The organism is Luteibacter sp. SVR4-7G, from assembly GCF_056755555.1.
Genome location: NZ_JBPGXO010000005.1, coordinates 70,350 through 96,048 on the forward strand (window position 1 = coordinate 70,350; position 25,699 = coordinate 96,048).

The following is a 25,699-nucleotide window of genomic DNA, read 5'->3' on the forward strand; positions in this document are numbered from 1 at the left end:
TCCGATGTCACGCAGCAAGAGCAGTTCCCGCTGGCTTCGGGAGCATTTCGACGACGTTTACGTCAAGCGCGCGCAGGCGGAAGGGTTGCGGTCACGTGCCGTATTCAAGCTCGAAGAGCTCATCGACCGCGATCGCCTTATCAAGCCCGGCATGACCATCGTCGACCTCGGCGCCGCCCCCGGCGGCTGGTCGCAGCTGGCGCGCCAGCGCCTGGGGGAAACGGGCAAGGTCATCGCTCTGGACATCCTGCCGATGGTGGGGCTGGCCGGGGTGGACTTCATGCAGGGCGATTTCCGCGAGGAATCGGTCCTGCGTGAGCTCGAAAGCAAGCTGGAAGGCCAGAAGGTCGATCTTGTCCTATCCGACATGGCCCCCAATATGTCGGGTGTGGCACTCGCCGACCAGATTCGCGCCATGGACCTTTGCGACCTGGCCCGCCAATTCAGCCTCGACTGGCTGAAGCCGGGGGGTTCATTTCTCGTGAAGCTGTTCCAGGGGGCGGGTTTCGACGAATACCTTAAGAACTTGCGCGCGGACTTCAGTCGCGTGACGATGCGTAAACCGAAGGCCTCCCGCGCCCGTTCACGGGAGGTCTATGCGCTGGCGACCGGACTCAAGTCCGCGTCCCGGCAACCTGGCGAGAACCGCGCATGAATGAGATGGCAAAAAACCTGTTGCTCTGGCTGATCATCGCGGTGGTCCTGCTAACCGTATTCCAGACCTTCAATCCGCACGGCGGGACGTCGCAGGACATGTCCTACACGACCTTCGCGCAGCAGGTGGATAACGGCAACGTCGCCAGCGGCACCATCACCTCCACCGCTCCGCCGACCATCACCGGCAAGCTGAAGGATGGCGGCGCCTACCGCACCGTGGTGCCGGTGGTCGGCCTCTCCACCAGCGACCTGGTGAAGACGATGCGCGACAAGGGCGTCGAGCTTCGCCAGGAGCCGGCCGACAGCGGCTTCTCCCTGATCGGCCTGCTGTTCAACTGGCTGCCCATCATCATCTTCGTGGCGGTACTCATCTGGTTCATGCGCCAGATGCAGGCAGGCTCGGGCGGCCGCGGCGCCATGAGCTTCGGCCGCTCGCGCGCCAAGCTGCAGGGCGAAGACCAGGTCAAGATCAACTTCAACGACGTCGCCGGTTGCGACGAGGCGAAGGAAGAGGTCGGCGAGCTGGTCGAATTCCTCCGCGACCCGGGCAAGTTCCAGAAGCTGGGCGGCAAGATTCCGCGCGGCGTGCTCATGGTCGGTCCCCCTGGTACCGGCAAGACCCTGCTCGCCAAGGCCATCGCCGGCGAGGCCAAGGTGCCGTTCTTCTCGATCTCCGGTTCCGACTTCGTCGAGATGTTCGTCGGCGTCGGCGCCAGCCGCGTACGCGACATGTTCGAGCAGGCGAAGAAGCACGCGCCCTGCATCATCTTCATCGACGAGATCGACGCCGTGGGTCGCCATCGTGGCGCCGGCATGGGCGGCGGTCACGACGAGCGCGAGCAGACCCTCAACCAGCTGCTGGTGGAGATGGACGGTTTCGAAGGCACCGAAGGCATCATCGTCATCGCCGCCACCAACCGTCCCGACGTGCTCGATCCGGCCCTGCTGCGTCCCGGCCGCTTCGATCGCCAGGTCGTGGTCGGCCTGCCGGACGTGAAGGGGCGTGAGCAGATCCTCAAGGTGCACATGCGCAAGGTGCCCACGGCGACCGACGTCGATGCGATGACCATCGCACGCGGCACGCCCGGCTTCTCCGGTGCCGACCTCGCCAACCTCGTGAACGAGGCCGCGCTGTTCGCCGCGCGCGAGAACGCCCGCGAAGTGCGCATGAGCCACATGGACCGCGCACGCGACAAGATCCTGATGGGCGCGGAACGCCGCTCGATGGCGATGAACGACGAAGAGAAGCGTCTCACCGCATACCACGAGGCAGGCCACGCGATCATCGGCCGCCTCGTGCCGGAGCACGATCCCGTCTACAAGGTCACCATCATCCCGCGCGGCCGCGCGCTGGGCGTGACGATGTACCTGCCGGAAGGCGACCGCTACAGCCTCAACAAGGTAGCGATCGAATCGCAGCTGTGCTCGCTGTACGGCGGCCGCGTGGCGGAGGAAATCATCTTCGGCCACGACAAGGTCACCACCGGCGCCTCCAACGACATCGAGCGCGCGACGAAGATGGCGCGTAACATGGCCACGAAGTGGGGCCTGTCCGACGAGCTCGGCCCGGTGACCTATGGCGAGGAAGAGGACGAAGTCTTCATCGGCCGTTCGGTCACCCAGCACAAGAGCGTGTCCAACGAAACCGCACGCAAGATCGACGAAGTGGTGCGCACCATCCTCGACCGCGCGTACGCGCGCAGCAAGGAGCTGCTCACCACCAACATCGACAAGCTGCACGCGATGGCCGACGCACTGCTGCAATACGAGACGATCGACGCACGCCAGATCGACGACATCATGAACGGTCGCGAGCCGGGTCCGCCTGCCGACTGGCAGAAGCCGGGGCCGACGCCTCCGCCGCCGCCGCGAGGCGACGCGGGATCCGCGCCGGACAAGGTCGGCAAGCCGGCGACACAACTGTAAGACGGAAGGGCGGCCAGGGTGCCGCCCTTACTCTTCGGAAAGGTTGGCTTTTGCAGTCGTGTTACCGATTCGCGAAAAAAAAGATGTAAAAAGTGTTGACGCCCGCGCCGGATATCTGAATAATTCCGCTTCTCGACACGGCGCTAACGCCTCACGGCGATAGTCTCCGGGTCAACGGTTTAAAGTGTGCGCCCGTAGCTCAGTTGGATAGAGTACCAGGCTACGAACTTGGTGGTCGGGAGTTCGAATCTCTCCGGGCGCACCATCTTTAAGCAAGGCCATCGCGTTTGCGGCGGTCGCGGTTGTTGAAAGTGTGGTGTGTTCATACGGATTGACGGGCTTGGCTTTGACCCGTAACATTTGAAGGCTTCACCCCAGTAGTATCGGGATGGTGCTTGAAGTTTCGGGGTATAGCTCAGTCTGGTAGAGCGCCAGCTTTGGGAGCTGGATGTCGGGGGTTCGAATCCCTCTGCCCCGACCAGTTGGCGTTCTACGTACAGTGCCTGCGCCTGTAGCTCAATCGGATAGAGCATCGGCCTTCTAAGCCGACGGTTGCAGGTTCGATTCCTGTCGGGCGCGCCAATTGAAGTTTTATGGTGGGCGTAGCTCAGCTGGTTAGAGTACCGGATTGTGATTCCGGATGTCGTGGGTTCGAGTCCCATCGTCCACCCCACTTACAACATGAGTTTCAAACGGGCCGTTAGCTCAGTTGGTAGAGCAGTTGACTCTTAATCAATTGGTCGTAAGTTCGAATCTTACACGGCCCACCAACATCGAAAGGCGCTCAGGGAAACCTGGGCGCCTTTTTCTTTGTGGCTGGGCACTGGCACGATAATGCGCGCCGGTGCACCGGAAAGCGGGTTCATCGCGTTTGTGGACCACCGCCTGCCAGCCCTCTAGAATGACCGGGCGGGCGAAAGTGGCGGAATTGGTAGACGCACCAGATTTAGGTTCTGGCGCCGCAAGGCGTAAGGGTTCGAGTCCCTTCTTTCGCACCACCGCGTTTTTCGCTCAAAGAACCGTCACCAGCTTGATGGCCCCCGCGATAAGGGCGATGCCTGCGCCCAAGCCTCCGACGACGATGGCTCCAAGGGCGACCATCGGGTAGTAACGAAGCTCAGCCTGGATCTTCGCTGTTTCGGCGCCGAGTTTCATGGTTTCGGCGATGGTCTTGGAGATGTTCGCGTGGATCAGTTCGATGTCGTCGGCGTTCACGGGGCTGGTCTCCGCCATTGCATCCTCTCTTCATCGTAGCACTGGGCTTTTGCTCCGGTTGCACCCTATGGTGTCGCCAGCCCCGAAGCTGTCGGCAAATGCAGATAACGGGTGCTAGCGCCGGCGCGTGCGAGTGACTACGTGCGGGGCTCGGTCCGTCGCGCAACGATCGTCCCCACTGCCGCGAGCGCCACGGTAATCGCGAAGTTAGCCGCAAACGCAGCCGTCGCCGAAATATCCAGCAGCGCGGCGAACAACGAGCCGCCGATGGCCAGCGTCGTCGCCACCATCAACGACTCGCACAACTGCAACGCCGAACTGTTCGTGCCTTGCTCATGTTCGCCCGACATCGACAGCGCGAGCACCGCCACGGTGCCATAGAGCATGCCCATGCCGAGACCCGTGAGCAGCCAGCCTGCGACGGAGGCGGCCACAGGCATCCATGCGAAAGTACTCAACGATGCCGCCAACGCGCCGATCACCATCATCGCGGTGCCTCGGCGAAGCAGCGTTTGCCGCGACACCTTCGCGTAGTGGCCCTGGTACCAAGAGCCCGAGAACCAGCCGATGGCGCCGACGCTGATGGCGATGCCTGACCACATCGGCGACAGCCCGTGTTCGCGCGAGAACGCCAGTGGCAGGAACGCCTCGGTGCCGAAGAAGGCGGATGCCGCCACGCCGCGCAGGGCGATCACGGCTGGCAACCCGCGTGCGGCCAGCAAGGTGCCCCGCGGAAGGAGACGCCTGCCGCAGGTAAAGAGCAGGGCGATCGCCGGGACGAACAGCGCGGCGGCAAGCCAGCCGCGCTCCTGGCCCGCGATGAAGAGCAGGCACACGCCCAGGGAGGCACCCACGGCGTGGGCCATGCGGCGGCTCGTATCCGCACCAGCGGCACCGCTGGGCTGGCCCAGCGAGCGCAGGGCGCCGCGCAGCACGGCGGCCGCGGGAATCGCCAGCAGGGGTACCCCGAGGAACACCCAGCGCCAGCCGGCATGCTCCACGATGGCGCCGCTTACCGCCGGTCCGATCAGTGCCGGCACGACCCATCCGGCAGAGAAGGCGGCGAACACCTTCGGCCTCAGCGACTCCGGATAGAGGCGCCCGACGATGACATAGAGCGCTGGCGAGAGACATCCCGCCCCGAGGCCCTGGACCAGGCGCCCCACCAGCAGCGTGGGCATGTCCCGCGCCAGGCCGGCGATCAACAGGCCCAGGACGAAGCCGGTCAGCCCCGTCCACATGGCCGGCGCCGGTCCTTTCCGGTCGCTCCAACGCCCCGAGAGCGTCATGCCGATCACGCTGGTGGCCAGCACGCCGCCAAAGGCGAGCGCGTAGGCCTTCAGGCCATTCAGGTCCCGCGCCACCGTAGGCATGGCCGTGGTGACGGCCAGTGCCTCGAAGGCGATAAGCGAGATGAGGGCCACCATGCCCATCGTGGCGGCCCGATAGGGCGGGGCAAGGATGCCTCCGCTCGGGGCCACCGCGGCGGCCAGGGTGTTCGGTTCGGATGTTCCCACGTTCATCGGGCTTTCCTTGGGGGAGAGGGAGTCTCGCACGCTTGCTTACGAGAATCGGAGCGCGCAGGATGCAACCTGAACCATTGTTGAGGTCAAGCGGATGCGCGAACTGAGCGTAGGCGAGACGGCGAGAAGGGCGGGCGTGGCGGTCTCGGCCCTGCACTTCTACGAGCGCAAGCGGTTGATCCGGAGCCTGCGCACGCCGGGCAACCAGCGCCGTTATGGCGCCGATGTCCTGCGCCGGCTCGCGGTGATCCGGGTAGCCCAGCGGGTGGGCATCCCGCTGGAGGCGGTGCGCAGGGCCTTCGAGACCCTCCCGGAAGAGCGCACGCCTACCCGTGAGGAATGGGCCCGCCTGTCCGCCGCCTGGCGCGAGGAATTGGAGGAGAGGATCACCCAGCTGACGAACCTGAAGGACAAGCTGACCGGCTGCATCGGCTGCGGATGTCTCTCCCTGACGGCCTGCACCCTGGCCAATCCGGGGGATGAACTGGCTTCGGAAGGGGGTGGCCCGAGGCGCTGGGCATCCGGTTAGGGAAGGTTGCGGCGGCAGGAGGCCAAAACGTAGAATGGGCAGTCATTTGCGGGGTTTTTCCGCCGGCGGGGAGCAGGTCGCGGCGGCTGGCCCGGTATTCGCGGTGAATCCCTTTGTTTCGGTTACGGCGACGGATGGTCGCCATCGCGCCACGTCCGTGGTGGTTTCAGGAGAGGTCATGCAGGTTTCGGTTGAGAATGTGGGCAAGCTCGGGCGCAAGCTCACGGTGAAGTTCCCGGCTGAGCGTCTCGAGACGCAGGTCAGCGAGCGCATCGCGGAAATGGGCCGTACGGTGCGCCTCAAGGGCTTCCGTCCCGGCAAGGTGCCGACCAACGTGATCAAGCAGCGCTTCGGCGCGCAGGTCCGTGGCGAAGCGCTCTCCGAACTCATCGGCAGCACGCTGCGCGAGGCCTTCCAGCAGGAAAAGCTGCAGCCGATCGCCAACCCGTCGGTCGACACCACGGGCAATGCCGAGAACGGCGAGATCGCTTACACGGCCACCTTCGAAGTGATGCCGGAGTTCCCGGCCATCGACGTCTCCGCCCTCGAGATCGCCCGTCCGAAGGCCGAGGTGAAGGACGCCGACATCGACAAGATGATCGAAACCCTGCGCACCCAGCGCCGCAGCTTCGACGAAGTCTCCCGCGCCTCGAAGGAAGGCGACTTCGTGATGTTCGAATACGCCGCCGAAGCGGGCAGCTACCGCTTCCCGGCCGAGGGCCTGGAGCGCGCCGGCAGCGTGCTCGGCTCGGGCACCCTGTTCAAGGCCCTGGACGAGGCCCTGACCGGCCGCAGCGCAGGCGAAGACCTGGTCCAGGACGTCGCTTTCCCGGAAGACTTCCGTAACCCGGACCTCGCCGGCAAGACCGCCAAGGTCACGTTCAAGATCGTGAAGGTGCAGGAGCCGAACCTGCCCGCCGTGGACGCCGATTTCGTGAAGATGTTCGGTGCGGCCGACGGCGACATCGAAACCTTCCGCAAGGAAGTCCGGGCCAACCTCGAGCGCGAGCTGAAGGCCACCCTGATGGCCCGCCTGAAGTCGGAAGTGGCCGAGAAGCTGGCCACCGCCCACGCCGACCTGGACGTGCCGGAACTGATGGCCAACGCCGAGGCCCGCAGCCTCGCCGCCGGGAACCTGCCGCGCGGCCAGGAGCCGAGCGCCGACATGGTCGCCGAGGCCCTGCCGTTCGCCCGCAAGCGCGTCATCGCCGCTCTCCTCATGGGTGAGATCGCCCGGAAGAATGAACTTCGCCTCGACCGCAAGCGTCTCAGTGAAATGCTCGCCGCCATCGCCTCGACCTACGAGGAGCCGGAAAAGGTCATTGAACTGTACAACGGCGACCCCCAACTGATGTCGGGACTGCAGAACCGCGTCATGGAAGATCAGGTGGCCGAGTGGGTGGCGGACAACGCCAAGACCACCGACCAGGAACTGAGCTTCGACGAGGTGATGCGGCCGATCGGCGCCTGACGGCGCCGGTTAGAGCACTTACCGGGCCCCACACGTAGGAGAGACCGCATGTCCATGGCTCCGATCCAGAACCTCAACCTGGTGCCCATCGTCGTCGAGCAGACCTCGCGAGGCGAGCGTTCGTACGACATCTATTCGCGCCTCCTCAAGGAGCGTGTGATCTTCGCGGTCGGTCCGGTCGACGACTACATGGCCAACGTCATCGTGGCCCAGCTGCTGTTCCTCGAGTCGGAGAACCCGGACAAGGACATCAGCCTGTACATCAACAGCCCCGGCGGATCGGTCACCGCGGGCATGGCGATCTACGACACGATGCAGTTCGTGAAGCCCGACGTCAGCACGATGTGCATCGGCCAGGCCGCCTCCATGGGCGCCTTGCTGCTGGCGGCCGGCGCGGCCGGCAAGCGCTATTCGCTGCCGCATTCGCGCATCATGATCCACCAGCCGTGGGCCGGCGGCATCTCCGGCCAGGCGACCGACATCGAGATCCACGCCCGTGAGATCCTCACGATGCGCGAGCGCCTCAACGCGATCCTCGCCCACCACAGCGGCAAGACGGTGGAGGAGATCGCCCGCGATACCGAGCGCGACCGCTTCATGAGCGGGGCGGAAGCCCAGGCTTACGGGCTGATCGACTCGGTGCTCGACAAGCGTACGGTCGATACCGTCCGTTCAGCTTGATTCAACAATTCGCTTGTGAAATCCGGCACTTCGCCCCTCCTTCCGGGGGCGGAGCGCTGTGCTATTCTCAAAGCGCACCTGGATTCTCAGTAGGGCCCAAAGCATGAGCGACGAGCGGCAGAGCCGTTCCAATGACGGCGGCAAGATTCTTTACTGCTCTTTCTGCGGCAAGAGCCAGCACGAAGTTCGCAAGCTGATCGCTGGCCCCAGCGTGTTCATCTGCGACGAATGCGTCGAGCTGTGCAACGACATCATCCGCGAGGAACTGGAAGAGAAGGCGGCCTCTGGCCGTACCCATCTTCCGAAGCCACGCGAGATCATGGAAGCGCTCGATCAGTACGTGGTCGGCCAGACGCGCGCCAAGAAGGCGCTGTCGGTCGCCGTGTACAACCACTACAAGCGCATGGAGTCGCGCCAGAAGAACGACGACGTCGAACTCGGCAAGTCGAACATCCTACTGATCGGTCCGACCGGTTCGGGCAAGACGCTGCTGGCCGAAACGTTGGCGCGCCTGCTCAACGTGCCGTTCACGATCGCCGACGCCACGACGCTGACCGAGGCGGGTTACGTGGGCGAGGATGTCGAGAACATCATCCAGAAGCTTCTGCAGAAGTGCGACTACGACGTCGAGAAGGCGCAGAGCGGCATCGTCTACATCGACGAAATCGACAAGATCTCGCGCAAGAGCGAGAACCCGTCGATTACCCGCGACGTGTCCGGCGAGGGCGTGCAGCAGGCCCTCCTCAAGCTCATCGAAGGTACGCTCGCCTCGGTGCCTCCGCAGGGTGGCCGCAAGCATCCGCAGCAGGAATTCCTGCAGGTCGACACGCGCAACATCCTCTTCATCTGCGGCGGCGCGTTCGCCGGGCTGGAGAAGGTGATCCAGCAGCGTTCCGAGACCACCGGCATCGGCTTCGGGGCCGAGGTCCGCTCGAAGGAGCGCACCGAGAACCTCGGCAAGATGCTGTCGGAAGTCGAGCCCGCCGACCTGGTCCGTTTCGGCCTGATCCCGGAGTTCGTCGGCCGCTTGCCGGTCGTCGCCACGCTCGACGAGCTCGACGAGGCTGCCCTGGTGCAGATCCTCACCGAGCCGAAGAACGCGGTCACCAAGCAGTTCCGCAAGCTGTTCGACATGGAAGGCGCCGAACTGGAGTTCCGTCCGGAGGCCCTGGCCGCCATCGCCCGTCGCGCCCTGAAGCGCAAGACCGGCGCGCGTGGACTGCGTACCATTCTCGAACAGGTCCTGCTCGACACGATGTTCGAACTTCCCTCGCTGGAGCATGTCAGCAAGGTAGTGGTCGACGACGCCGTGATCGACGGCCAGGCCGAGCCCTACCTCATCTACCGCGGGAACCTGCAGCAGCAGCGGATCGCGGGCGAGGGCGGCGACGCAGCCTGATCGTACCGTCAGGGTAATACCAGCGGCCCCGGCGTCCCCATGACGCCGTGGCCGTTTTTCTTTCCGTGGCGGGCGAGTGAGCGTCCCTTGATCGATCCTTCGCGCACCACCACTTGACGTGTATGGCGGGTCCGGCGCAGTGTCGGGTCGCGCCCCACTCACCCGAGGGAAACCCCAAGCACATGGCGAAGAATCGCAGCCAAACCACGAGCGGAGCCGAGCTCGACCTGTTGCCGGTCCTGCCCCTGCGCGACGTTGTCGTCTATCCGCACATGGTCATTCCGTTGTTCGTCGGGCGCGACAAGTCCATGCGTGCGCTGGAGCGGGCGATGGAGGGCGAGCGGCAGATCCTGCTCGTCGCGCAGAAGAGTCCCGACATCGATGATCCGTCCATCGGCGACCTCCACTCCGTCGGCACCCTCGCCGGCGTCCTGCAGTTGCTGAAGCTGCCCGACGGTACCGTGAAGGTACTGGTGGAAGGCCAGTCGCGTGTGCAGATCGACGCCTTCGAGGACGACGCCGGCATGATGAGCGGGCGCTCCCGCGTCATCGAGCCCATCTACAGCAGCAACGAGCGTGAGCTCGACGTGGTGTCGCGCTCGCTGGTGTCGCTGTTCGAGCAACTGGTGAAGCAGAGCCGCAAGCTGCCGCCGGAGATTCTTGCGACGCTGTCGGGTATCGACGATCCCTCACGCCTCGCCGACTCCATCGCAGCGCACCTCTCCGTGCGCATGGCGGACAAGCAGCGCGTGCTGGAAACGGCCGACGTCGGCCAGCGCCTAGAGCTCCTCATCGGCCTCGTCGATGGCGAGATGGACCTGCAGCAGGTCGAGAAGCGCATCCGCGGCCGCGTGAAGTCGCAGATGGAGAAGAGCCAGCGCGAGTATTACCTCAACGAGCAGATGAAGGCCATCCAGAAGGAACTGGGCGAGGGCGAAGAGGGCGCGAACGAGATCGAGGAACTGCAGAAGAAGATCGACGGCGCCGGCATGCCGCCCGCCGTGCTCGCGAAGGCGCGCCAGGAGTTCAACAAGCTCAAGCAGATGTCGCCGATGTCCGCGGAAGCGACGGTGGTTCGCAACTACCTCGACTGGGTAGTGGGCGTGCCGTGGAAGAAGCGCAGCAAGGTGCGCAAGGACCTCGCGCTGGCGCAGGAAACGCTCGACGCCGATCACTTCGGCCTGGAGAAGGTCAAGGAGCGCATCCTCGAGTACCTCGCCGTGCAGCAGCGCGTGAACACGATGAAAGGCCCCATCCTCTGCCTCGTCGGTCCGCCCGGCGTGGGCAAGACCTCGCTCGGCCAGTCGATCGCGAAGGCGACCAACCGCAAGTTCGTCCGCATGAGCCTTGGCGGCGTGCGCGACGAAGCCGAGATTCGCGGCCATCGCCGCACGTACATCGGTTCGATGCCGGGCCGCATCGTGCAGAACCTCAACAAGGTCGGCACGAAGAACCCGCTGTTCGTCCTCGACGAGATCGACAAGATGTCGATGGACTTCCGCGGCGACCCGTCTTCGGCGCTGCTCGAGGTGCTCGATCCGGAGCAGAACAACGCGTTCAACGACCACTACCTTGAGGTCGATCTCGACCTGTCCGAGGTGATGTGGATCGCCACAGCGAATTCGCTCAACATCCCAGGCCCGTTGCTCGACCGCATGGAAGTGATCCGTATCCCCGGTTACACCGAGGACGAGAAGCTCAACATCGCGCAGAAGTACCTCCTGCCGAAGCAGTTGAAGGCCAATGGCCTGAAAGCCGAGGATCTCGAGGTGGGCGAGGATGCGCTGCGCGACATCGTGCGCTACTACACGCGCGAGTCCGGCGTGCGCAACCTGGAGCGCGAGATCTCCAAGATCTGCCGCAAGGTGGTGAAGGAGCTGGCCCTGGGCACCGTGCCGGACAAGGCCAAGGCCAAGGCGAAGCCGGCCAAGGGCGCGAAGGCCGCCAAGGGCAAGCCGGTCGCGCCGGGTCATGTCCACGTGGACGGCGGCAACCTCGACCACTACCTCGGCGTGCGCCGTTTCGACTTCGGCCGGGCGGAACAGCAGAACGAAGTGGGCCTGGTCACCGGTCTGGCCTGGACCCAGGTGGGCGGCGATCTCCTGAGCATCGAGGCCTCCGTGGTCCCGGGCAAGGGCCGTCTCGTGCACACGGGCCAGCTTGGCGACGTGATGAAGGAATCGATCCAGGCGGCGCTCAGCGTCGTGCGGGCGAGGGCGGCCGCCCTCGGCATCGAGCCGGACTTCCACGAGAAGCTCGACATCCACATCCACGTGCCCGAAGGTGCCACGCCGAAGGACGGCCCGAGCGCGGGTATCGCGATGTGCACGGCCCTCGTCTCGGCGCTCACCAAGGTGCCGGTGCGTTCCGAAGTCGCGATGACCGGCGAGATCACCCTCCGTGGCCGCGTGCTGCCTATCGGCGGCCTGAAGGAAAAGCTGCTGGCGGCCCATCGCGGCGGCATCACCACGGTGATCATTCCGGAAGAGAACAAGAAGGACCTGGTCGACATCCCGGAGAACATCACCGGCTCGCTCAGCATCCATCCGGTGAAGTGGATCGACGAGGTGCTCGACCTGGCGCTGGAGCGTCCGCTCGGTCTCAAGCCATCGGGCGAAAACGGCAACGCGGTCGACGTGCCGCGTGCCCAGGGCAAGCGCGGGAAGGGCAAGTCGTCGCCCTCGCTCACGCACTGACCGTCATCGTTCCGCGACGCGAACAAGGGCGCACGCAAGTGCGCCCTTTTCGTTTTCGCCGTCCTGTCATGGATGGGTCGCGATAATCGTTTTTTACCTTTCGCGCAAGCCTCTCCGGCGGATGCACATGTGCTGAAAGCCTTGGTATTCCTTGTCTTGCGATGCTCGGGGGGCGCTGGTATAAAGGCCACACCGCTATCGCCCGCGCCGCAAGGGCGCCATGGATCGCGGGGTTGCATTCGCAACCTGACGTCTTCTCGTGAAGGATCGCCGTCCGGCGATTCGAATTACCTTTGAAGGGAGTTACGTAATGAATAAATCCGAGCTTATCGACGCCATCGCCGAGAAGGCCGAACTGTCGAAGGCCGACGCCGGCCGCGCGCTCCAGGGCCTCATCGAAGCCGTCAAGGACGCCCTGAAGAAGGGTGACGATGTCGCCGTCGTGGGCTTCGGCACCTTCAAGGTGCGCAGCCGCGCCGCCCGCACGGGCCGCAACCCGCGCACCAACGAAGAGATCAAGATCCCGGCCTCGAAGGTCCCCGCCTTCACGGCTGGCAAGGCGCTCAAGGATCACGTAAACTAAGTGGTCTTACCGTTCGAGGGTGCTTAGCTCAGCGGTAGAGCGTCGCCTTTACACGGCGCTGGTCGGGGGTTCGATCCCCTCAGCACCCACCAGACGTAAAGTGGAGTGGTAGTTCAGTCGGTTAGAATGCTGGCCTGTCACGCCGGAGGTCGCGGGTTCGAGTCCCGTCCACTCCGCCATTGGTCCGCAAAGGCGCCCGCGTGGCGCCTTTGCTTTATCTACCTTCGCGAGTCGCATCATGCTGCAAGCCCTGCGTAACAAGATCCATGGCTGGCCCGCCGCTATCGTCCTCGGCGTTTCCGTATTCGCCGTCGCGTTCTTCGGCATCGAGTCCTACTTCGTCTCGCATGTCGACACGTACGTGGCCAAGGTCGGCGAGCATGAGATCTCGCAGCAGGATTGGCAGCAGCGGTTGAACGAACTTCGCCAGCAGGCCGCGCAGGATCCGCGCTCGCCGTTCACGGCGGCGGACCTCGAGAAGCCCGAGCTCAAGCAGCGCGTACTCGACGGCATGATCAGCCAGGCATTGCTGCAGCAGGCGAACACCGAGCTGGGCCTCGCCGTTTCCGATGCCAGCGTGCGGAGCGCGATCGCAGGCGACCCCGGCTTCCAGGTCAATGGCCAGTTCAGTCCGGAAACCTATCGTGCCGTCCTCGCCATGCAGGGCATGAGCCCGGGCATGTACGAGCAGCGCGTGCGCAGCTCGCTCGCCACCCAGATGATCCCGCAGGCGATCGCCAGCACCACCCTGGTGAGCGATGCCGATGTCGACGCGTTCTTCCGCCTGCGCCTGCAGCAGCGCGACCTGCGCTACGTCGAACTGCCGCGCCCGTCGCTCACCGATGCGAACGTGCCGGACAGCGAGATCGAAGCTTTCTACAAGTCGCACATCGCCGACTACACCACGCCGGAACAGGTGTCCGTGCAGTACCTCGAAGTGAAGCAGGCCGACCTGAAGGTGGGCGAGCCCACCGACGAGCAGCTCCACGCTTACTACGACAAGTTCAAGCAGCGTTACGCCCAGCCGGAACAGCGGGAGGCGTCGCACATCCTGGTGAACGTGCCGAAGAACGCCACGCCGGAGCAGCAGAAGGCCGCGCTCGAGAAGGCGAAGAAGATCGCCGCCGAAGCCACGCCCGAGAATTTCGCCAAGCTGGCTGCCGAAAACTCCGACGACCTGGGTTCCAAGCGCACGGGCGGCGACCTCGGCTGGCTCGAGAAGGGCGTCGCCAATGCCGCCTTCGACAGCGCGCTCTTCGGCATGAAGAAGGGCGAGATCACCAAGGAGCCGGTGCTGTCGCCCGAAGAGGGCTACCACATCATCTGGCTGCGCGACGCCCGCGACGGCGATGCGAAGCCCTTCGCCGAAGTGCGCGCGCAGCTTGCCTCCGACTGGGCGAAGAGCGAAGCCGAGCGCCTTTACAACGAGCGTGCCGGCCAGCTGGCCGACCTCGCCGAGCGCAACCCCGGTTCGCTCGAGCCTGCCGCCAAGGAACTCGGTATCGAGATCAAGACCTCGCCGCTGTTCGGGCGCGAGGGCGGTGCGGGCATCCCGGCCGATCCGAAGTTCGTCCAGGCCGCGTTCGCGGACGACGTGCTGAACCAGGGCAACAACTCCTCGCTGGTGCAGGTGGACAAGGGCGACGCGGTCGTCATGCACCTGGCCAAGCACAACCCGGCGGCGCCGAAGGCGCTGGCCGACGTGACCGACGCCATCCGTCAGCGCATCCTCGACGAGCGCGTGGACGCGCTGGCGAAGAAGCACGCTGACGAAGTCGTGGCCGAGCTGGCCAAGGGCGGCGACGCCGCGGCGCTTGCTAAGGCGCCGGTGCGCACGCTTGCCGGCGTGGATCGCAACAAGCTCGGCACCCTCACCGACGTGCCGCCGGCCATCCTGCAGCAGGCTTTCACGCTGCCGCACCCGGTCGACGGCAAGCCGAGTTGGACCACCGTGAAGACAGACAACGGCGCCTACGCGCTGGTCGCGGTCGACAAGGTCATCGACGGCGATCCGTCGAAGGTCGAAAAGGCCCAGCGCGACGCGCTGCGCGGCCAGATGATGGATGCGATGGCCCAGGCGGCCACGCTCGAATACATCGAGGCGCTTAAGGCTCGCGGCGAGATCAAGATCGCCCAGGACCGGATGTAGGACATCTGATGGCAGACGGGTGAGGCGCTGGGGCCTCGTCCAGCGGCAGGCTTTAACGGACGATAAAAAGCCTGGATCCTTCAATGGATCCAGGCTTTTTTCAATGAACGCGTGTCACACATGGCGCCCATTCATGGCGGTGCGCTTCAGGTTCCCATACTTAAACCGACGGCTCGCCCTGGGTCCTGCCCTTCTTCGTCGACGAGCCTGGGGTCGCCTGGCGCTTATGCGTGGCCCCTTCCCGACGCTTGCTGCCTGGGCGTTCCTGTTCGATGTGCAGGGTGTTCCTGGCGAGCGAGGGCGTAGACTGGGCTGACCCCTGCGCGCCCGCCGGCGGCGGTGGAAGTGGCGTATGTTCAGGAGCACGCAGCTTTCGCGGATCGACAGGCCGTCGCTCGTGTTCGTGCGATCCCTCTTTTTTCTTCCCCGCAATGAAACCCTTGTCCGACGCTTCACGAGGAGGGTGCGAACTCATTGCCATCTGGAAAGTTGCCCTCTGCCCCGCGGCAAGGTTCGAGAGTTTCTGCGCTTCGGTCGTATCGAGCTGCAGACCCGCGCTTTGACCAAAATCGCTCGAAGCGGAAGAAGCTGTGGACGATGGTCGGGTTGCCGCCGCCGCACGGCCCACGCTCGATTTGCTCTTCGCAGAACCGCTTGGGTCTTCGGGCAAGCCGTAGAAGAAGGCCCCGATGTCCTTCCTGTTAGTACGATGCCGCTCCATGGCTTGGCGTTCCTTCGCGGCGCGAGCTTCCGCAGGGTCCGGATTCGACGCGAATTCGAGAACAGACGCAAAACTGGATGAAGACTGAGGGCGAGAGGGGCCGCCGGCGTCGCCTGCCTGACGTGACCCGCCGGGCAATCCGAGGGCACTGGGGGAGCGTCGGCCAGAGCCTGTCGTGCCGATAGAGGGAAGGCTGGACGTGCTGGCGACGCTTTGGGCGTCGATAGACGCGCCCAATCTTCCCAGGTCGGAGGACGACCCCTCCACGTAGTTTTTCGGCTTTGGTGACTTGACTACCTTTTTCTGAAGATCGGTCAACGACTTCGAAAGATCTGTCATTGACTTTGAGAGTTGTTTCTTAAATTTCCTGATGTTATCCATCGTTATTGTCCTACCTATGCATCATTGATGGTGCTTGCACCCGACCTGAGCGCAAACCGTTCTCCCCTGGCGCGGCTATTCCAGGACAAGGTCATCCTTCTTAGCCTTACCCGATCGACTGGAGCTGGGGCCGGTCGATCGGCTAGAGTTCTGAGCAGTGCCGATGGGAAGACGTTCACGGGAAGTGGCAGCCCGTCGGCTGGGGGAGCCCATTGAACTGAGCACCGGCCCCCGCGCTCCGGGCGTCACGGTGAACATCGCCTTCGTTGTCGTTCTTTTTCGCTTCTCGGTTTCCCTCGCCAAGCGCCGTTCGCTGCGACTCTGTTCGATGCTCTTGGATTCCGACGGCAGTCCCGACTGGAGCATCGATGCATCGGTCTGTCGCGGGGAGTGCCGGCGATCGACGGGCGATGCGGGGATGACGTTGATCTTGGGAAGCCGGGTTGTATTGAGCGCTGAAAGCGAAGGCAATGAAGCCGTCGGTTTTAGCGCCCTGCTTTTACTTGCAGATGGCGTGGGTGGGCTGACCTCCGATACGGGAGATTGAGCGGTCTCGGGCGAGAGGGAACGTGGCGTCTGCGTGCTGGGTGTCGACGGAATGGAGGGTGTAGGACTGATGTCGAGCACGCCGGCCGAATGGAGGTCGATCATGCTTCGCGCATGGGCAGGCTGTGCTGGTGAATCGCGAGATGCCTCGTCGCGAAGGGACGACCTGCTCTTTCGCTTGAACCTTTGGAAAAAGTTTTTCATGTTCCTGGCTCAGTGGGGATGTTTAGACGGATGGAGGACAGCCCTCAGACCGACGGCTCTCCCTTGTCGGTTCCTCGATTTTTCGTGCTGGAAAGCGAGGGTGCCGACGAAGAGCGGATGACCGCGCGCTGCTTACCCTTGGCTTTTTCGCTCATCGAAGGGTTCGCTTGATATGAGGCACGGGAGGCATGCCCTGAACCCGGGACCAAGTTGGGGCTCGTACGGTCTGAGGGAGTGGCCGATGCAATGGGCGCCGAGGGCGGACGTGGCAGGGCGGCGGCCTTGTCTGCTTGCGCGGCTCGTTGCTTCTCCCGCAGTTCCTTTTGCTTAGTGAAGTAAGCCGGTATCGCTGGTCCTGCCTTTTTGTCGTCACCGCTCTTGCTACGATTGGGCAGAGGCGGAATGGCAGGCAACGACCTGGTGACGTTAGGCGCGGACTTGCTGGCCTCACCGTGACGATAGGGTCCGCCATCGGCGTGACGTGACGGCGTGACCGAGCGGAATGCCTCTGTGCCGGCCCGGTGGTGCTCCCGCGCCACCAGGGTTTCGCTTTCCAGGCTGTTCGTGGAGGAGGCCGAAGGCGCATGGCGTAGTCTCGGCGCGCCCGGGCGGCGGCTGGATGCCTGCATGCCCTGGGCCAGCATCAGCTGGCTTTCCTCGTCGCTGATGGCGGGAGCAGCGCTCTTCGCCGGCCGTAGCAATTTTGCACGTGCTTCATCGGACAAGTTGTTGAGGCCGGCGTTCGCTCTCGAACGAAAGCTTTCATCGAGGCCCGGATTGCTCTTCCCCGCGCGAAGCGGACGTAATGTCGAAGCGGGTGGGCTCGACATCACCGGCGATCGTCCCACGGAGGCAATAGTGTCGTTATAGGTAGCGATGACCACGGAATCGCGGTGTCCAGGCGGCAAGGCGCGATCGGGAGCAGGTGGAGGCGCCTGGTTCGCCTCGCCGTTCCTGTCCTTCTTCTTCCGTTTTGTCAGGTCGCGTAGCAGATCGGTTAGCTTCAGCATGTCATCTTCCGCGCTGTGGGGTTGAAGTCATCATTCGTTGGAAGTGCTCGAGGTCATTCGCGGCCAAGTGCAAGTTCCACGCTTGTCAGGGAAGGAAGCCGTCGGCCCGCGGCGAGATCGCTCGCGATGTGGTTGCGGATTCGTTGCATGAATCGCCGGCAGGCATCGGGAGGCAACCGCTCGCTGGCCGCGGTGGCGATGCCGTCTTCCAGCGAAAACGAATGTTCCAGGACAGGGTGATCCTGGATCGCCCATGCGCGTTGCTCGGTTGTGGACGCGCTAAGGTAGGTGGACGCCGCATCCTCTTCGGACTTCGAAGCGCGAGGCTTTTCCGCCATAGGCGGTTCCTCACGGATCGCCTGCCGTTCGTCGACGGCATCGACATTCACCGTCCGGGCGCCCTCGATATCCGTTATTTCCGCGTAGAAGTTGTCGGCGATCAAACCGGCTTCTTCTTCCGATACCTCGGCCTCGTCCTGGGTATCGTCGGCGAGACCTTCCTCGTCATCCGACGCATCCTCCTGCGATATCGAGTCCGGATAGACGATGGCTTCGATCACCGGCAGTGGCGCGGTCGGAACCTCCGGCACCGGCTTCACCCGGCTCTTGAAGGTCTCTTCCTGGTACCAACGGATCTTCGTCGCCTTGATCGGCGGACATCCGCGGGCGAAGATCAGTTCCTCGTCCTGCGTGATGTTCTTGACTTCCTGGGGAAGCATCAGCGCACGCGACTGCTCGCTGAAATTCACCGAGCGCGATCGCGGCTGTCCCATACCGCCGCTGCGGGAGGTGGATTTCACGTTGACGGTGAAATTGCCCATCTCGCGGCTGATTTCCGTCGCCACGTCCATGTCGGCCGGTGTGTAGCAGATGCGCACGGCGTGGTTCTGGAAGAAGTTCCTGGCCGCGTCCTCCCCGTACACCTCGCGCACCTGGCTGGGCGACTGGAAGATCGGCAGCAGGCGCACGCCGTAGCCGCGGAGGAAGGCGATGGCGTCCACGACGATCTGCAGCTTGCCCAGCGAACGGAACTCGTCGAGGATGAGCAGGCATTGATACTTGAGCGACGGATTGTGCTCGGGGAGCTCGCGGGTATTGATGTCTACAACCTGCTGGAAGAAGAGGTTGAGCAGGGGAGCGAGGCGGCTGAGGTTGTCCGGCGTGATGCCGATGTACACCGTGATGCGTCGCTCGCGAAGCGCGCGGAGGTCGAAATCGTTCTCGGTGGTGGCCGCGTCGAGAATGGGGTTTAGGAACAGCTCGAAACGCGAGGTGAAGGTCTTGCGGATCGACGTGCGCGTGTTGTCCGCTGTGTTGATGTAGTCCTTCAGCGAGCTGGAACAGACCATGGAAAGCGGCTTGTCGCTGCGTTCGCGGTGCTCGATGAGGGCGGTCAGGTTCTCGTCGCTTCCTTGCAAGGCCTCGCGGGCCACCTGGCCCAGCGTGCGCGGCTTTCCCTCCGTCTCGAACACGTACAGCACCAGGCCCAGGAACAACGATCGGCAACTGGCGGTCCACAGGGGGTCGGTACCGGGGACGTCGGGGAAGATGATGTTGCTGATCTTCTGGATGTCGTCGACGATCAGGCCGGGGTCGTCGCGGATGTAGGCGAGCGGGTTCCAGCGGTGGGTATGCCGCTCCGGCGAAGCGGGATCGAACAGGTAGACCTCGTGCCCGTTGGCCTTGCGGAAGCCCGCGGTAAGGGTCCAGTTCTCCTTCTTGATGTCCAACACCACCGCGGAATGATTCCAGTTGAGCAGGTTGGGTATGACGATGCCCACGCCCTTGCCCGAGCCGGTGGGTGCGGCAAGCATGATGTGCGGTAATTGCTGCAGGCTGGCCGTGAGGAAGCGGTTGCCCTGGCGGCCCAGGATGACGCCGTCGCCCTGGTTGGTCAGCAGGCCGTGGCGGCGCATGTCCGAGGCGCGGGCGAAGCGCGCGCTGCCGTGCAGCGACTGGCGGGGCTTTACGAAGGCGAGCGCCAGCGGCGCGAGCAGGGCCAGAGTCGCGGCGCCGGCGCCGATCATCAACGGCTTGCGCACGCCGGGCACGGTTCCGTAGGCCCCGTAGTAATCGAACCATGTGCGCAGGTCGACGTCGTGCGCCGTGTTCCGGAAGAGGAGCAAGGTGAACACGTGGCCGGCGAGATACATCCATGCGGGCACGGCCGCCACGGCCACGCCGATGGCCAGTATCGCCTTAAGCCAGGATGGTGCGCTTGCGCTGGGGCTCATAATAAATTCCGGTTACGCGACGGCGGCCGTCCACGACGCTGAACTGCACGACGATGTCGACCAGCATGAACAGGAGTTGCTTGATGTCCTCGCGAGCGAGCTGCGATCCCCCTGCCGATTCCTTCACCAGGAGCATCAGCTGCTCGATGGCCAGTTGCGGGCTGGTGGCGTGCACCGAGGTGATCGAACCTGGGTGACCCGAATTGACGTTGCGCATGAAGTAGAACGCCTCGTCGCTTCTCAGCTCGGCGAGTAGGATGCGGTCGGGTTTCATGCGCAGGCACGATTCCAGCAGCGTTTTCGGCGTGGCCTTGCTCACGCCCTGGCCGTCCTTGGAATAGAACAGGCGCACGTGGTTGGGTTGGTGCAGGATTTCAAGCTCGGGCGTGTCCTCGATGGTGATGAGCCGCTCATGGGGCGGAATGAGGTCGACCAGCGCCTTCATGATCGTGGTCTTGCCTGAGCCGGTGGCGCCCGAAATCACGATGTTCTGGTGCGAGCGCACGGCAAGCTCGAGGAAATCCCGGATGCGATCGGCCTTGAGGAGACGGAGCAGTTCCTCTTCCACCGCGAGATTGCCGTGGCCATGGATCACCACCTTCTCGAACGCGCCGCTGCGTTCGTAGTCGTCGAGCGTGAGCCGTAGCTGCGACGGCTTGCGGATGGTCAGGCTGACCGTGCCCGCGCGCACCGCGGGGGGCACGATGGCCTGCACGCGCTCGCCGGAGGGCAGGGCGGCCGATACGACGGGCGCTGTCTCGGAGATCGTCTGCTGCGTGGACGTGGCGATCAGCTTGGCCAGCATGCGCAGGTGGTCGTAGGTCAGCTCGGGCATCGCGTGCCGCGTCCAGCCGCCTTGCCCTTCGGTCCAGGCCTCGCCGGGCTGGTTGACCACCACTTCGGTCACCATGCCGGCGAGCAGCCGGCGCAAGGGGGCGAGGTAGGTTTCCACCGCCGAGAATGGAAGCGCGGTTTCCACGCGTGGCGTCGCATCGATGTCCATCACCGGTGCGCTCACGTCACATTCCCGCCGACGCCTGGGGCGAGGTGGCCGAGAGCCCGTAGACGCTGCTGAAATCCAGGTCGCGCGCCACGAAGATCGAGATGTGCCCGCCCTGGGCCTTGTCGAGCGTGGGCGGGATGTTGACGGTGTTCTGCAGGATGGTGGACACCGCATCGTTCGATCCGCTGGCCGCCGACGAGCCGAAGTTCAGCGTGTTGCCGCCGTTGTCGTTCTTCGAGGCCTCGTATTGGCTGACGTCGTTCACGAAGGAAACCAGGAGCGCGGCACCGAAACGGGCCCAGAAGTGGTTGTTCACCACGCCGTCCAGTCCCGAGCGGCCGAGGGCGTCCGTCGACGGGGAGTCGATGTTCACGATGACGCCATGCGGCGTTTCCACGCGTGTCCACAGCACGAAGATGCGGTCCAGCCCCGGACGCAGCTGGGCCGACTGATACTGGCCCACGACGCGCGAGCCTCGCTCCAGGAGGAGCACCTCTCCGTCCGTCGAATAGATGTCGCGCGTGAGCATGCACGAGGTCATGCCAGGCTGCTGGCTGTTGATCGCGGTGACCAGGACGCAATCGAGGAAGGTGCCCTGCGTGATCGTGAGGTGCGGATCCGCCAGCAACGACGCGGACACGCCATTGCCCCGGGTGGCCGTGAGCGCATTGCCCAGGCTCGATCCACCCGCACCTGCACCCGGTGTACCCGCTTGCGCCAGTGCCAGGCCCTGGGCCGCGTCCGCCGCGCCTGGCTTGTGCACGGTAGCCAGCAGGGGCGCGCGCCGTCTCCTGGCGGCAAGGGCCAGCGCGGCGCGCTGCTCGTCGCTGAGCTGCGCCGGCGGTGGCGGCGCGACGGCTGCCGTACCGGCTGCCTGCACCGGCAACGGCGGCTTCTCCGCGTGCCTGGCGGCGAAGGCATCGCGCGTCATGGTGGGCAGCACGGTTGCCGCCGCCTCGGGATCCTCCTTGCCCGCGTTGCGCTCGCGCAGGTTGCCGAGCAACCGGTGCACGCCCAGCGAGATCATCATCACCACGGCGGCCGCGACGAGGAACAGCATCAGCCACCGGTTGCCGCGCCGAGTCTTTCCTACCTGGGGTATGCCGCGGCCCTGTTCGGCCGCGGCCGGTACCTGTTCGCCGGGCGTACTCATCGGGTGTGGGCTCCTGTGGCTTGCTTGTCGTTGGGCATCGGCCATCCGCTGGCGCTCACGGGAGGCGGCAGGGGCTGGCCTTGCGCTCCGGTGCCGTTGGATCGCGTGGTGGGTACCGTGGACGGCGTGGCGGGAAGGTCCGCGGGGCCACCTGCCGCGCCTTTGATCGTCCGCGTCACCTCGGGCGATGCCGTGCCCGTCGGCGACGGCACGCCGTAGTAGTCGTAGCTGCGGTTCTGGATGCAGGCCACCGCCTTGCCGCGGCGAAGCACGAACCGCGCGGCGGTGCGCTGTAAGACGTAGTACTCGCCGCGCATGCTCGCGTTGACGATGCTTTCGTCGCCTTCCTTGTCCAGGATGAAGATGGCGGGAACTTCCTGGGCCGCCGGAAAGCGCATATAGGTGAAGCGTCCATCGTCAAACACTTCGGACGGCTGGAGGTCGCGGCCGCCGCAGCCGTAATAATTCCAGTTGCGCGCTTCGGGAGCCTTCGCGAAGGCCTGCTGCACCTGGCGCTTGCTGGCCTGCGCAGCACCATGCGCGTCGTCTTCGGGATAGACGTAGCGCACCTGGAAGTACATGTCGTGGCTCTTGCCCGAGGACGGGCCATGGACATCGCGAGCGTCCAGGGAGATCTGGTACACGCGCTTGTTGGTGACCACGGTCATGTTGGTGACGGCGTTGTCTTCGCTTGGCTTCACGAAGAGGTGGTTGGCGGCCGGGGCCACCTCCCATGCCACGGAATCGCCTAAAGCGATGTTCTCGGTCGTTTCTCCCGGCGCGAACTGGATGTCGGTGGAGTAGCCGTAGTGGCCCACGACCTTCACCACGTCCGCCGGGTTGTAGAGCACGTCCTTGATGCGTGCGTCGTAGCGGCCGTCTTTGGGCTGCGATTCGGCGCAGGCCGCTCCCGCGGCCATGGAAAGGGCGATCAGCCCCCAGGCATGTAGTCGCATCGTCAAGTCCCCGTCGCCACCGTGACCGGGTCCAGCCGGTAGTCGTCCACCTGGAAGCCCACCGGATTGACCAGCAGCGCCTTGGCATCGGCGGCGGTCTTCATGTAGCGGTAGGTGATCGTCGCTATCCAGCCGGTTTCCCTCGGCGCGGCATTGGGAAAGCGCTCCAGGCGCGAGAAACGTACCTGCGCCACGCCCTTGCCCAGGAAGGCGATCGAGTTGACTGCGACCTCGACGGTACCGTCGTTGCCGTAGACCTTGGTGGGCGATTGCGGATTGTCCGGCTTGATCTTCGCGATGTATGCGTCGGCCACGTTGCGCGCCGACATCAACGACACCGCTTCGTAATCGGGAAAAGCCATCGCGGTGGAGTACTCCTCGCGATAGTTCACGTACCTGGCCAGGAAGTACTTGTCGATCGCTTCGTTGAAGGTCACGGTCTGTTCGTCGATGTGAGTCACGATGTCGGTCGCCCCGGTGTTCTTGTCGACGCGGACCACGAAGGGTTCCACCGTCTTCAGTGGCGTGAGCAGGGCCACCGCCACACAGGCCACCAGGCCGGTGACCATGCCGCCGGCCGCCACCATCCATGCGCGCTGTTCGCTCTTGCGCGCGCGCGCGATCTCGTCGGTTTCCCAGTACTTCGAGGCTTCGGCGAAAGCCTTGATGGAAGCGTCGCTCATCGTGAGGTGTCCTTGGCGCCGGGCACCGCGTAGTGATCGGGTGAGTTCAGCGGGTAGTAGCTACCCGAGCAGCGGGGAGGCTTGTCCATGCTCCGGGCGCAGCCGGTAACGCCGGTGGCCATGGCCGCGAGGAGGGCCATCCATAGGATTGATCGCATCGGTGGGTCTCTGTGTTCGCTGTCTTCGTGGAACCGGTCAGCTGCCGGAATAGGTTTTCCGGGCCAGTCCCTGGACCCGGGAAAGCGGCGAGTTGAGCGAGGCGGCGCCGTACTGGCTGCCGAGGCGGCCTTGTCCCTGCCCGCCGGAAAAGGGCGAACCGGCGCCCAGCCGGCTCGCGAGCCGGTTACCCGAACCCGCCAGGCGGCCGGCGAACTGCTGCGCCGACATGGCGATGCCCTGTCCGAGCGCGGCAGCCATGACCTGGGTCTGCCAGAGCACCGTGATGATGGCGATAGCGGCGGTCAGCACCTTCACCATATTGAGGATCGTGTCCTCCCAACTGTCCTGCGGCAGCGCCGTGACGAACTTGTCGAAGACCGAGAAGCACAACGACACGGCAGAGGCGACCAGGAGGAAGAGGATGGCCATGCTCACGACCTGGCCCAGCCACGCCTCGAAGAAGCGCTGGGTGGTCTGGAAGATCGCCATGAGGATGAAGAACGGCCCCACGGCGAGCAGGAGCGCAAGCGAAATGAAGGTGACGAAGACGATGCCCGTCGCAATGGCCACGATGATCGCCACGACGAGGTACAGGATCATGGCGATGAGGTAATAGCCGATGGCACCGTCGAAGATGCTGAGGCTCTCCGCCATGTCCCAGGCCTTCCCGGCGATCTGCAGGCCCTGGGCGAGGGCATTGTCGAGGATGTCGGCGAGCGTGGCCGCTCCTCCGCCCGCGGCTGTCCCGGCACCCGGGGCGACCATCGCCGAGGCGAGCGCGGCCGGGGCGTGGACGAAGAAGTCGACGATGACCGACTGGTAATCGCTTGCGGTGAGTCCGATCAGCGAAATGGTGACGATGCGCAGGATGCGCCGGATCCCGTCGCCGAACGGCTCGTGGATCTGGCCACTGGCGATGCCGGCACCCCAGAGCAATACGTAGATCACCATCATGTCGGCCGCGGGGCGCGCGATGACGTCGATCAATGCCTGTGAGTTGGTCTGCGCGAACTGCGTGATCGTGTCGACGATCCCGTCGAGGAGGAAATGCGCCACGCGCGTATTGTCGGCGGCACCGCCACCATCCACGGGAACAGCCTGGAACATCGGTCAGTAGCTCCTGCTGTTGCGGCCGAACATCTTTTGCTTGGTCTGGACCTCGCGCACCTTGTCCGCGTGCTCCTCCATGTTCTCCAGCGCCTGCGTCTTCACGAGCTCGTTCGTGATGTCGGCCGTTTCCAGCTGGATGCGAGCCGCGAGGTCGGCAGTGTCCTTGAGACTGGTCGTGGTCGCGATCTTGAGCCGCAGCGCATCCAGCCGCGCAGAATGCTGGACGGCGTTCTGGTAGATGTCCTCGTTGGCCGCCATGGAGCTGGCGGCGCTATCGAGGTCGGCGGACATGTTCCCCTTGGCGAACGGGTTCACTTTCGAGAAGAACGATTGCGAGGTGCTGGAAGCATCCTTCTGCAACGCGCGCGCCATGTCGCTGGCGGCGCCGCTGGAGTTCACCAGGTTGAGCGTATTCCTCGCATCGCCGGGGAGGCTGTCGTCGGGCTGGAACGAAAGATTGCCGAACTGCGTCGCGCCGGAACCGATGGCGTTCTTGACGTCGTTGAGCCTGTCGACCGTGTCGGCGGCCGATGCGGCGGTTTTCGTGGCAATGGCGATCTGCGTGACCAGCGAAGCGTTCGCCGCCGTGAGTTCCGTGTCCGCATCGGGCGTGGATACGACGAACTGCGCCTTGGCGCCGGGCGCGATCAAGGCGGCCACAAGGAAAAGACCAAGGGCCAGGGCATGGAAGGATGTGAATTTCATGGGCA

Annotated in this window: 22 protein-coding genes and 8 tRNA genes; 18 read left to right on the forward strand and 12 right to left on the reverse strand. The window is 64.5% G+C overall.

The genetic code is table 11. From position 1 onward, the window contains the following. Positions 1-4: 4 nt before the first annotated feature. The 8 genes from rlmE (at position 5) to ACR9ZH_RS03300 (ending at position 3,581) form a co-directional block, all read left to right on the forward strand. Positions 5-655, forward strand: coding sequence for a 23S rRNA (uridine(2552)-2'-O)-methyltransferase RlmE (rlmE, locus tag ACR9ZH_RS03265; RefSeq protein WP_481289332.1), 651 nt, complete (start codon positions 5-7; stop codon positions 653-655). Next, positions 652-2,583 (forward strand): ATP-dependent zinc metalloprotease FtsH, encoded by a 1,932-nt coding sequence (gene ftsH / locus ACR9ZH_RS03270; RefSeq protein WP_481289333.1) that lies wholly within the window; start codon positions 652-654, stop codon positions 2,581-2,583. Before rlmE ends, ftsH begins: the two co-directional genes overlap by 4 nt. Before the next feature lie 188 nt (positions 2,584-2,771). Continuing rightward, positions 2,772-2,848, forward strand: a tRNA-Arg gene (locus ACR9ZH_RS03275). A gap of 139 nt (positions 2,849-2,987) precedes the next feature. Beyond that, a tRNA-Pro gene (locus tag ACR9ZH_RS03280) sits at positions 2,988-3,064 on the forward strand. 24 nt (positions 3,065-3,088) lie between these two features. Then, a tRNA-Arg gene (locus ACR9ZH_RS03285) sits at positions 3,089-3,165 on the forward strand. Positions 3,166-3,179: 14 nt separating this feature from the next. Continuing rightward, a tRNA-His gene (locus ACR9ZH_RS03290) sits at positions 3,180-3,256 on the forward strand. Between the two features lie 21 nt (positions 3,257-3,277). After that, positions 3,278-3,353: transfer RNA gene (locus tag ACR9ZH_RS03295), tRNA-Lys, on the forward strand. A 143-nt stretch (positions 3,354-3,496) separates the two neighbouring features. Further along, positions 3,497-3,581 (forward strand) — tRNA-Leu (locus tag ACR9ZH_RS03300). A 13-nt stretch (positions 3,582-3,594) separates the two neighbouring features. On the opposite strand, the gene ACR9ZH_RS03305 is transcribed toward ACR9ZH_RS03300, so the two are convergent. After that, positions 3,595-3,798, reverse strand: coding sequence for a hypothetical protein (locus ACR9ZH_RS03305; RefSeq protein WP_481289334.1), 204 nt, complete (start codon positions 3,796-3,798; stop codon positions 3,595-3,597). A 137-nt stretch (positions 3,799-3,935) separates the two neighbouring features. Beyond that, entirely contained in the window at positions 3,936-5,315 is a 1,380-nt protein-coding gene (locus ACR9ZH_RS03310; protein ID WP_481289385.1) for an MFS transporter, read from the reverse strand. A gap of 100 nt (positions 5,316-5,415) precedes the next feature. Between ACR9ZH_RS03310 and soxR the strand changes: the two genes are divergently transcribed. From soxR to ACR9ZH_RS03355, 9 genes are all read left to right on the forward strand, one after another. Further along, positions 5,416-5,850 (forward strand): redox-sensitive transcriptional activator SoxR, encoded by a 435-nt coding sequence (gene soxR / locus ACR9ZH_RS03315; protein ID WP_481289335.1) that lies wholly within the window; start codon positions 5,416-5,418, stop codon positions 5,848-5,850. A 178-nt stretch (positions 5,851-6,028) separates the two neighbouring features. After that, positions 6,029-7,321 carry a trigger factor gene (gene tig / locus ACR9ZH_RS03320; RefSeq protein WP_481289336.1) on the forward strand — a complete coding sequence of 431 codons (1,293 nt, stop codon included), beginning with the start codon at positions 6,029-6,031 and terminating at the stop codon, positions 7,319-7,321. Positions 7,322-7,375: 54 nt separating this feature from the next. Then, a complete protein-coding gene (gene clpP, locus ACR9ZH_RS03325) occupies positions 7,376-8,002 on the forward strand; it encodes an ATP-dependent Clp endopeptidase proteolytic subunit ClpP (protein ID WP_413626742.1) in 627 nt (208 codons plus the stop codon). 103 nt (positions 8,003-8,105) lie between these two features. After that, on the forward strand, positions 8,106-9,401 hold the full coding sequence (gene clpX / locus ACR9ZH_RS03330) for an ATP-dependent Clp protease ATP-binding subunit ClpX (protein ID WP_481289337.1): 1,296 nt from the start codon (positions 8,106-8,108) through the stop codon (positions 9,399-9,401). A gap of 182 nt (positions 9,402-9,583) precedes the next feature. Further along, entirely contained in the window at positions 9,584-12,097 is a 2,514-nt protein-coding gene (gene lon / locus ACR9ZH_RS03335) for an endopeptidase La (RefSeq protein ID WP_481289338.1), read from the forward strand. A 310-nt stretch (positions 12,098-12,407) separates the two neighbouring features. Continuing rightward, entirely contained in the window at positions 12,408-12,680 is a 273-nt protein-coding gene (locus tag ACR9ZH_RS03340; protein WP_072321387.1) for an HU family DNA-binding protein, read from the forward strand. A gap of 17 nt (positions 12,681-12,697) precedes the next feature. Then, positions 12,698-12,772: transfer RNA gene (locus tag ACR9ZH_RS03345), tRNA-Val, on the forward strand. 10 nt (positions 12,773-12,782) lie between these two features. Continuing rightward, positions 12,783-12,859, forward strand: a tRNA-Asp gene (locus ACR9ZH_RS03350). Between the two features lie 59 nt (positions 12,860-12,918). Continuing rightward, the gene (locus ACR9ZH_RS03355; RefSeq protein ID WP_481289339.1) at positions 12,919-14,829 is read left to right on the forward strand and encodes a SurA N-terminal domain-containing protein; all 1,911 of its coding nucleotides are present in this window, start codon (positions 12,919-12,921) and stop codon (positions 14,827-14,829) included. A gap of 160 nt (positions 14,830-14,989) precedes the next feature. On the opposite strand, the gene ACR9ZH_RS03360 is transcribed toward ACR9ZH_RS03355, so the two are convergent. Then, complete coding sequence (locus tag ACR9ZH_RS03360; RefSeq protein WP_481289340.1) at positions 14,990-15,931, reverse strand: hypothetical protein; 942 nt, start codon at positions 15,929-15,931, stop codon at positions 14,990-14,992. A 250-nt stretch (positions 15,932-16,181) separates the two neighbouring features. On the opposite strand from ACR9ZH_RS03360, the gene ACR9ZH_RS03365 reads away from it, so the two are divergent. Then, the gene (locus tag ACR9ZH_RS03365) at positions 16,182-16,478 is read left to right on the forward strand and encodes a hypothetical protein (protein WP_481289341.1); all 297 of its coding nucleotides are present in this window, start codon (positions 16,182-16,184) and stop codon (positions 16,476-16,478) included. Between the two features lie 247 nt (positions 16,479-16,725). On the opposite strand, the gene ACR9ZH_RS03370 is transcribed toward ACR9ZH_RS03365, so the two are convergent. From ACR9ZH_RS03370 to ACR9ZH_RS03410, 9 genes are read right to left on the reverse strand one after another with little or no spacing between them, the layout of a single operon-like run. Continuing rightward, positions 16,726-17,691, reverse strand: coding sequence for a hypothetical protein (locus ACR9ZH_RS03370; RefSeq protein ID WP_481289342.1), 966 nt, complete (start codon positions 17,689-17,691; stop codon positions 16,726-16,728). A gap of 53 nt (positions 17,692-17,744) precedes the next feature. Further along, on the reverse strand, positions 17,745-19,925 hold the full coding sequence (locus tag ACR9ZH_RS03375; RefSeq protein WP_481289343.1) for a type IV secretory system conjugative DNA transfer family protein: 2,181 nt from the start codon (positions 19,923-19,925) through the stop codon (positions 17,745-17,747). After that, positions 19,891-20,943, reverse strand: a complete 1,053-nt coding sequence (gene virB11 / locus ACR9ZH_RS03380; RefSeq protein WP_481289344.1) for a P-type DNA transfer ATPase VirB11 — start codon at positions 20,941-20,943, stop codon at positions 19,891-19,893. Before virB11 ends, ACR9ZH_RS03375 begins: the two co-directional genes overlap by 35 nt. 1 nt (position 20,944) lies before the next feature. Then, entirely contained in the window at positions 20,945-22,081 is a 1,137-nt protein-coding gene (gene virB10, locus ACR9ZH_RS03385) for a type IV secretion system protein VirB10 (protein WP_481289345.1), read from the reverse strand. Beyond that, the gene (gene virB9, locus ACR9ZH_RS03390; RefSeq protein ID WP_481289346.1) at positions 22,078-23,037 is read right to left on the reverse strand and encodes a P-type conjugative transfer protein VirB9; all 960 of its coding nucleotides are present in this window, start codon (positions 23,035-23,037) and stop codon (positions 22,078-22,080) included. Before virB9 ends, virB10 begins: the two co-directional genes overlap by 4 nt. Before the next feature lie 2 nt (positions 23,038-23,039). Further along, on the reverse strand, positions 23,040-23,720 hold the full coding sequence (locus ACR9ZH_RS03395; protein ID WP_481289347.1) for a VirB8 family type IV secretion system protein: 681 nt from the start codon (positions 23,718-23,720) through the stop codon (positions 23,040-23,042). Continuing rightward, positions 23,717-23,878 carry a hypothetical protein gene (locus tag ACR9ZH_RS03400; protein WP_481289348.1) on the reverse strand — a complete coding sequence of 54 codons (162 nt, stop codon included), beginning with the start codon at positions 23,876-23,878 and terminating at the stop codon, positions 23,717-23,719. The genes ACR9ZH_RS03395 and ACR9ZH_RS03400 overlap by 4 nt, the downstream gene beginning before the upstream one ends. A gap of 37 nt (positions 23,879-23,915) precedes the next feature. Further along, the gene (locus ACR9ZH_RS03405) at positions 23,916-24,986 is read right to left on the reverse strand and encodes a TrbL/VirB6 family protein (RefSeq protein ID WP_481289349.1); all 1,071 of its coding nucleotides are present in this window, start codon (positions 24,984-24,986) and stop codon (positions 23,916-23,918) included. Positions 24,987-24,989: 3 nt separating this feature from the next. Beyond that, positions 24,990-25,694, reverse strand: coding sequence for a type IV secretion system protein (locus tag ACR9ZH_RS03410; RefSeq protein WP_481289350.1), 705 nt, complete (start codon positions 25,692-25,694; stop codon positions 24,990-24,992). Positions 25,695-25,699: the final 5 nt, after the last annotated feature.